6 protein-coding genes and 1 other RNA gene are annotated in these 6,217 nt (G+C 38.0%); 6 read left to right on the top strand and 1 reads right to left on the bottom strand.

Annotated features, from left to right (window positions below):
• The first annotated feature begins 469 nt into the window (after positions 1-469).
• The 5 genes from MM214_RS11405 to MM214_RS11425 all read left to right on the top strand — a co-directional run bounded on the left by MM214_RS11405 (position 470) and on the right by MM214_RS11425 (position 4,923).
• On the top strand, positions 470-1,453 hold the full coding sequence (locus MM214_RS11405; protein ID WP_241295533.1) for a hypothetical protein: 984 nt from the start codon (positions 470-472) through the stop codon (positions 1,451-1,453).
• Between the two features lie 101 nt (positions 1,454-1,554).
• The gene (locus MM214_RS11410) at positions 1,555-2,001 is read left to right on the top strand and encodes a DUF2721 domain-containing protein (RefSeq protein ID WP_241295535.1); all 447 of its coding nucleotides are present in this window, start codon (positions 1,555-1,557) and stop codon (positions 1,999-2,001) included.
• Positions 1,991-2,950 (top strand): glycerophosphodiester phosphodiesterase family protein, encoded by a 960-nt coding sequence (locus tag MM214_RS11415; RefSeq protein WP_241295541.1) that lies wholly within the window; start codon positions 1,991-1,993, stop codon positions 2,948-2,950. The genes MM214_RS11410 and MM214_RS11415 overlap by 11 nt, the downstream gene beginning before the upstream one ends.
• A 229-nt stretch (positions 2,951-3,179) precedes the next feature.
• Positions 3,180-4,199, top strand: a complete 1,020-nt coding sequence (locus MM214_RS11420) for a threonine aldolase family protein (RefSeq protein ID WP_241295543.1) — start codon at positions 3,180-3,182, stop codon at positions 4,197-4,199.
• A 160-nt stretch (positions 4,200-4,359) separates the two neighbouring features.
• A complete protein-coding gene (locus MM214_RS11425) occupies positions 4,360-4,923 on the top strand; it encodes a TlpA family protein disulfide reductase (protein ID WP_241295545.1) in 564 nt (187 codons plus the stop codon).
• Between the two features lie 57 nt (positions 4,924-4,980).
• Here the strand turns inward: MM214_RS11425 and MM214_RS11430 are convergent, their stop codons facing one another.
• Positions 4,981-5,505 carry a class I SAM-dependent methyltransferase gene (locus tag MM214_RS11430; RefSeq protein ID WP_241295547.1) on the bottom strand — a complete coding sequence of 175 codons (525 nt, stop codon included), beginning with the start codon at positions 5,503-5,505 and terminating at the stop codon, positions 4,981-4,983.
• Positions 5,506-5,604: 99 nt separating this feature from the next.
• On the opposite strand from MM214_RS11430, the gene ssrA reads away from it, so the two are divergent.
• Positions 5,605-6,010: a transfer-messenger RNA gene (ssrA, locus tag MM214_RS11435) on the top strand.
• Positions 6,011-6,217: the final 207 nt, after the last annotated feature.

Consider the following 6,217-nt stretch of genomic DNA (forward strand, 5'->3'; position numbering starts at 1 on the left):
AAACTAAGGAAAAGCTTGACAACTATTGTTTTTTTCTATAATTGTTCAGATCATTTTTACCGGTATTATTTTGATTGGGTTTCACGATCCTACCCGCGTTTTGCAATGGGTCTAAATTTATTTAATTATGAAAAATTTGTTTTATAGTCTTGGGTTAACCCTTTTTCTATTAGGTTTTTCCCTATTATCTCCAGTTCGGATTAATGCTCAAACCACAACTGATTGCCCCCTGGGTTGGAAACAGTCATGGTTGTGATGTTTATGATTGTGGGAATTGTATTATGTGGGGGTGCGGATCTAGCGGGGGGATGCAGATTTGTGATGTATAAGTAAAAAATAATTAAAAATGGTACAGCGCTGTATTTTCTATTTAGTTTTAACTTCTATACTTACTTGGGCTTGTAATCATGGTAACCAAGTTAATGTAGATTATTTAGATTTTAATTTAATTATTCAAAATTCTGCCGAATTGAAAGAAGAATTAGGCTTCTTTCAAAAGCCAGATAAAATCAGTCTAGTCTCTGATTCAGTAATTGTTGCGTATAGTGGGTTTTCCGGTTTATCTATATATAATATATTTACTGGACAACAGCTTGATTATCTTGATCCAAAAAGAAATCCAAAGAGATCTCTTTGGATTTCTTCAATTGATGCAGAGGATTTATCAAGTATCTACATGCTCGAGGCAAGGCAAAACAAAATTTATGTATATAACTATTTTGAAAAAAAGCTTGTAAAAGAAATACCTCTAAGTCTTGATTCAGAGACATCAATTCGTGTTTTAGGTGGGAAGTTTAAAGTGTACAAAGGTAAGTTTTACGTAGAACTTAGCCCTGCAGGCACTCCCATGTTAGATCCAAATTATTACAAGAATTCGGGGAAGTTTATTGGTGTGTTTGATTCTGCAGGTACTTTAGAGAAGAGGATAATAGATTATCCAAAGCAATTGACAAATCCCGAAGGGTATTTTGTCCCCGACAATTACTATTCATTCAATTTTTATGGTGATAAAATGTATATATGTTTTCCATTTGAAAAAATAGTTAGGGTTTATGATCTGGAATCAGATTGGAATAACTTTCAGTCTATTCCAATTCCAAGTCTTGATTATATGGAAATGGATTTGATCTATATACCAAATAAATTTTTACCAAATGAAATACCTGTGGAAGTCCGTCAAATATCAGCTAAGGTTAGTGAAATAGTTGTTGATGAAAGTTATTTATATTTAGCATTTGCAATAAACGATAATGAAAATAATGACCGTTTTAGAGAGTATTCAACAGTGTTTAAGTTTGATTTGAAAGAAATGAAATGGTATGCACAAAATGAACCAATAGATTATTACGAGATAGGTTCATTTGCAGGTGTCTCAGGCGAAAAATTAGTGTTTTTAGATGCTGCTGTAGTGATCAAAGATGAAAAATTCATCAACTTGGCAACAATTGAGTAAAAAAATACAATCTCATTTGAAAAGTAAAACCGAAGGCCTCCCCTTCGGTTTTCTTTTTTACTTCAAATTCCCCAACTTGTACATTCAAATATCTAATCCAGATGGAACTTCAACTTTCTACACCTGCTCTATTGTTTTCAGCCATTACGTTGATGATGTTGGCATTTACAAATCGATTTTTGGCCGTTGCTAGTCTGATTCGGGGGCTTCACAAAAAATACCTCGAAAACCCTGATGAAAAGATCATCATTGAGCAAATTCACAACCTCAAAAGGCGCTTGAGTATGATCAAGTACATGCAGCTTTGTGGGGTGTTGAGTTTTTTGCTATGTGTGATATGTATGTACCTGATCTTTATAGCAGCTCAACCCGCAGCCAATTATGTGTTTATTGGTAGCATGTTAGCACTTTTGATTTCCTTAGGGATTTCTTTGGTGGAAATCCTTATATCTACCCAAGCATTGAATCTTGAGTTGAAGGATATGGAAGCGTTATTTCAAGCAAGAGCCAGTAGTTTTTGGTTCAAGAAAGATAAAAATGAAGAATAGGTTTAGAATGAATCTGATAAAGGCGGCTGTAATAGGCTTTTTACTAAGTGCTTGTACAGGACAATCTGGTACAAGTGAAAATCATGCAGAAACGCAGAGTAGGTTTTATATTGAGCTCGGAAATTTTGAGGAAGCGAAGCTCTTTTACTCCTGGACAGCAGATAGGATTCCTATGGTATCTGCTCACAGGGGAGGTCCTTATCCAGGTTTTCCAGAGAATGCCATCGAGACTTTTGAAAATGTAATCAGTCACACCCCTGCTATCATTGAGTTTGATGTTGCATTAACCAAAGACTCTGTGATGGTCTTGATGCATGACAATACCGTGGACAGGACGACAAATGGATCAGGAAAGGTGATTGATATGACTTTTGAAGAAATCAGAAATCTTAGGCTGAAGGACAATGATGGTAATCTTACTGATTTCATTATTCCAACACTTGATGAAGTTTTGGCTTGGGGAAAAGGGAAGGTGCTTTTCACTGTTGATATCAAGCGTGAGGTCCCTTTTGAATTTGTTGTGAATGCCATAAAGAGCCACCAAGCTGAGCCATATGCTGCGGTGATTACTTACAGCGTGGAGGCAGCCAAAAAGGTTCATGCACTTCATGCAGACTTGATGCTTTCGGTCACGATCCGAAACAAGGAAGAGTTAGAACGATTTGAGAATTCAGGGATTCCTGTAGACCGTTGGATTGCCTTTACGGGTACATCAGAAAGGCCAAAAGCATTTAACGAGACTTTGCATGAGCGAGGTGTTTTTACCATTCTTGGGGTTTTGGGTAATTTGGATCGAAGTGCTATCTCAAGAGGAGATCATATCTACGCAGAATTTGTGAAAAATGGAGTTGATATCTTAGCCACTGATAGACCAATCGAAGCTTCGGAAGCGATTAAGGGGCTGATTCCGGAGGAGAGTACAAAATTCAAGTATTTTGATGTGAGATAAAATATAATTGAAATACGATGGAAATATGGCAGAGATATGGTAGAAATACAATTGAAATAAAGCAAAGGACTTTCATGATGTGAGAATGAAAATATGTGGTCTTTTATATTTCGCCGAACCTGCTTGCTACAGGCAAGGGCATATTTCACAAAGTGTATTTCTACTATATTTCCCGCAGTATATTTCAGTTTTTCCCATATTTCTACTGCATATCCTTTAAATAGAACAAATGATAATAGACCTTAGAAGTGACACATTGACCAAACCCACTTCAGGCATGCTTGAGGCGATGTGGTCAGCTCGGGTGGGGGATGATGTTTTTGGGGAAGACCCTACTGTCAACGCGCTAGAAGAAAAACTAGCGGCTATGTTTGGTATGGAGGCGGGTTTGTTTTGCCCGTCAGGCACCATGACCAATCAGATAGCGATCAGGTTGCATACGGGTTTGCAGACAGAAGTAATCTGCCATGAGCATTCTCATATTTATCTCTATGAAGGCGGCGGGATTATGTCCAATTCCAATGCATCTGTCAAGTTGCTAGGAGGGGAATTTGGGAAGTTAAGGCCTGAAGATGTTTTAGATGCTATCAATCCTGATGATGTTCATGCTCCTGAGACTACACTGGTTTCCTTAGAAAATACCATGAATAAGGGCGGTGGGAGTATTTACACCTTAAGTGAGATTGAGCCAGTTTACAATTTGTGTAAGCAACACGGGCTCAAGCTCCACCTAGATGGAGCGAGACTTTTCAATGCCTTGGTCGAAACGGGAGAAGATCCAAAAGACTGGGGTCGGATGTTTGATACCATATCGATTTGCTTGAGTAAGGGATTGGGCTGTCCTGTGGGTTCAGTACTGATCGGTTCACAACGGGATATCAAAAAGGCAAGAAAAGTAAGGAAGGCATTTGGTGGAGGTATGAGGCAAGCGGGTTTCTTGGCCTCTGCAGGGATATATGCTTTGGATCATCACATAGATCGCCTCAAAGAAGATCATCGAAGAGCAAAGCAGCTAGGGAAAATGCTAGAACGACATGAAATGATCAGGGAAGTATTCCCAGTAGTTACCAATATCGTAATTGTGAAGTTAAAAGATATAGCTCCCGCTCTTATGCTAGAGAAATTGTCAAATGTTGGAATCAAAGCAGTAAGATTTGGAAAAGATCAGGTCAGGTTTGTAACACATTTAGATTTTGATGAGGAGCAGCTTGAGCAGTTTGGAAGGAGACTGAATGAAATTAAATATTAAAATGGTTCTTGTATAGGAGTTGATATGAGGTGCTTTAAATGTGTATTCAGAGAATGTGCTGTATAAGTATACGCAGCATTATCGTTAGATAGAAAAATATCGATAAAACAAATTTAAGAGTTGTCTTTTTAATCAGGCGAGAACGTATTGTTAAACTTCTTTGGAAAAAATAAGAATGAAGAGTTTTGGTTTGTTAGGAGTTAGTTGGTTTTTAGTTGTGGCTTTTTTAGCCACAAATACAAATGAGTGCTGTGCACAAAAAAGAGATTTGAGGTATCAAGGTCCAGAAGTTGGAGAGAAGTTTCCTGATTTTAACTTTGTGACGATAGATGGTGATGAAATATCTTTAGCTCAAATGAAAGAAAAGGTAGTTGTTTTGAATGGTTGGTTCGTTGGGTGTACTGGATGCAAGGAGGAAGAGCCATATCTCAAGGAAATTACAAAGCAGTTTATGGACTCAAATCAAGTGGTATTTGTTGGTTTAGCTATGAGCAGTCCTAATAGGATAAGAAATTATCTAAGTAAAAGAGGCGATTATGGCTATTTGCAAGTAAGTGTTTCTCGTAAAGAGATGGAAGAGAATTTTGATATCATTTTATCCCCGAGCCACTTCATTATCAAGAATGGAGTTTTGATTGCAAAACATACAGGATCTTTAGTTTCTATTGTTCCCGAGTACGAATGGTTTAAGGAAGAGATAGCAAAAGCGATTGACTTAAAATAAAAAATAGCCCTAAACAAGAGATGCTGATCAAGTGTTTTTATGCTTAAGATGATCATTCTAGGGCTTACTCGCTATAGTTGCAGCATAAATTTTCGACTGGTCAAAAATTGATGAACGCTCACCGATTTTCTCTATATTGAATTGGCTTGGGTCAAAGTACATGGGTAATTCATCGAAAGGTAAGGGAAAAGGCACCCACTGATTAGCATCCCTTGTGTCATATTCGACGATAATGAACCTAGCACCTTCTCTAAACCAATCAAGACTATTTGCAATAAATTGCCTTTTATCTCTTACATAGTGAAGGGCATTGGCTATAAGAATACCATCTAGAATTTCTAGTTCAAAACCATCTTGGGTAAAGTCCGCTTGTCGGAATGAAAAATCAATGCTTCTTTCAGTTAGAATTTGGAAGGTTTGATAAGAAGTGTCAACACCTGTAATAGAACTTTCTGATGGTAATAATTGAGCTAAGACATTAGAGAAAAAACCTGATCCGCAGCCTAGGTCAGCCCATTTTTGAGGGTTGGCGTTTTTAGTTACCCCAGCAGCGATTAAATTTACGCCATCTTTTAGCTTCATACAGGAATTCACAGTTCGACATAAAAGTATCAATTTATTTTCACGAAATCAGGAGTAGAACTTTATTTGCACTATATTTGTCATCCTTTTGGAAACAATGGGGCTGACCGGTTTTGACAGGAGGTGTAAGGATCGGGCTCGCATGTCAGGTGGAGTATGTACGCCTGTGAATAATTCATACGAACTATATTTGGCGAATCTAATTACGCCATGGCTGCCTAATCTATCCCTTAGGGGACTTAGATAATGCTTAAAGGGTTGAGTTTCGATAGATACTCCCCGGCCACATCTCACTGACCGTTGCACTGTCCGGTTAGATTTGAGGTGTCGACTTGACAGCGCTGCGCCTTGTGATGCTACTAAGCAAGGCTAAGATCAGTAGATAAGCTGCTCTCAGGTGTGTCACCCAGCAAAAAGCGGTCGAAAACCTAACAGGTGACTAAACATGTAGACGGTACGGTGTTTCCCTATCTGGACGCGAGTTCGAATCTCGCCAGCTCCACTTAAAAATCTCCGTCTCTCCCAGTTCTCATTGAGAACTGGGAGAGACGGAGATTTTTGTTAATGAGGTGGTTAACTTTTGATACTTAGGGCTTCTTGCTTAATTATTAACTAACTGATAATCAGTAAAATAATTAACAAAAACATAACACAAAAACCCCGAATTTGGCTGTTCCCAGCTTTTTTCGGGGTTTTCTTTTTTGTATTTTAA

Origin of the sequence: Belliella kenyensis, from assembly GCF_022549675.1 — a bacterium.
In the GTDB taxonomy this organism is placed as follows: Bacteria; Bacteroidota; Bacteroidia; order Cytophagales; family Cyclobacteriaceae; genus Belliella; species Belliella kenyensis.

What these genes read in the sequence shown, in the direction of transcription:
- MM214_RS11410 (WP_241295535.1), top strand. Translation starts at nt 1,555, where the DNA reads ATGGAACTTCAACTTTCTACACCTGCTCTATTGTTTTCAGCCATTACG.
- MM214_RS11415 (WP_241295541.1), top strand. Translation starts at nt 1,991, where the DNA reads ATGAAGAATAGGTTTAGAATGAATCTGATAAAGGCGGCTGTAATAGGC.
- MM214_RS11420 (WP_241295543.1), top strand. Translation starts at nt 3,180, where the DNA reads ATGATAATAGACCTTAGAAGTGACACATTGACCAAACCCACTTCAGGC.
- MM214_RS11430 (WP_241295547.1), bottom strand. Translation starts at nt 5,505, where the DNA reads ATGAAGCTAAAAGATGGCGTAAATTTAATCGCTGCTGGGGTAACTAAA.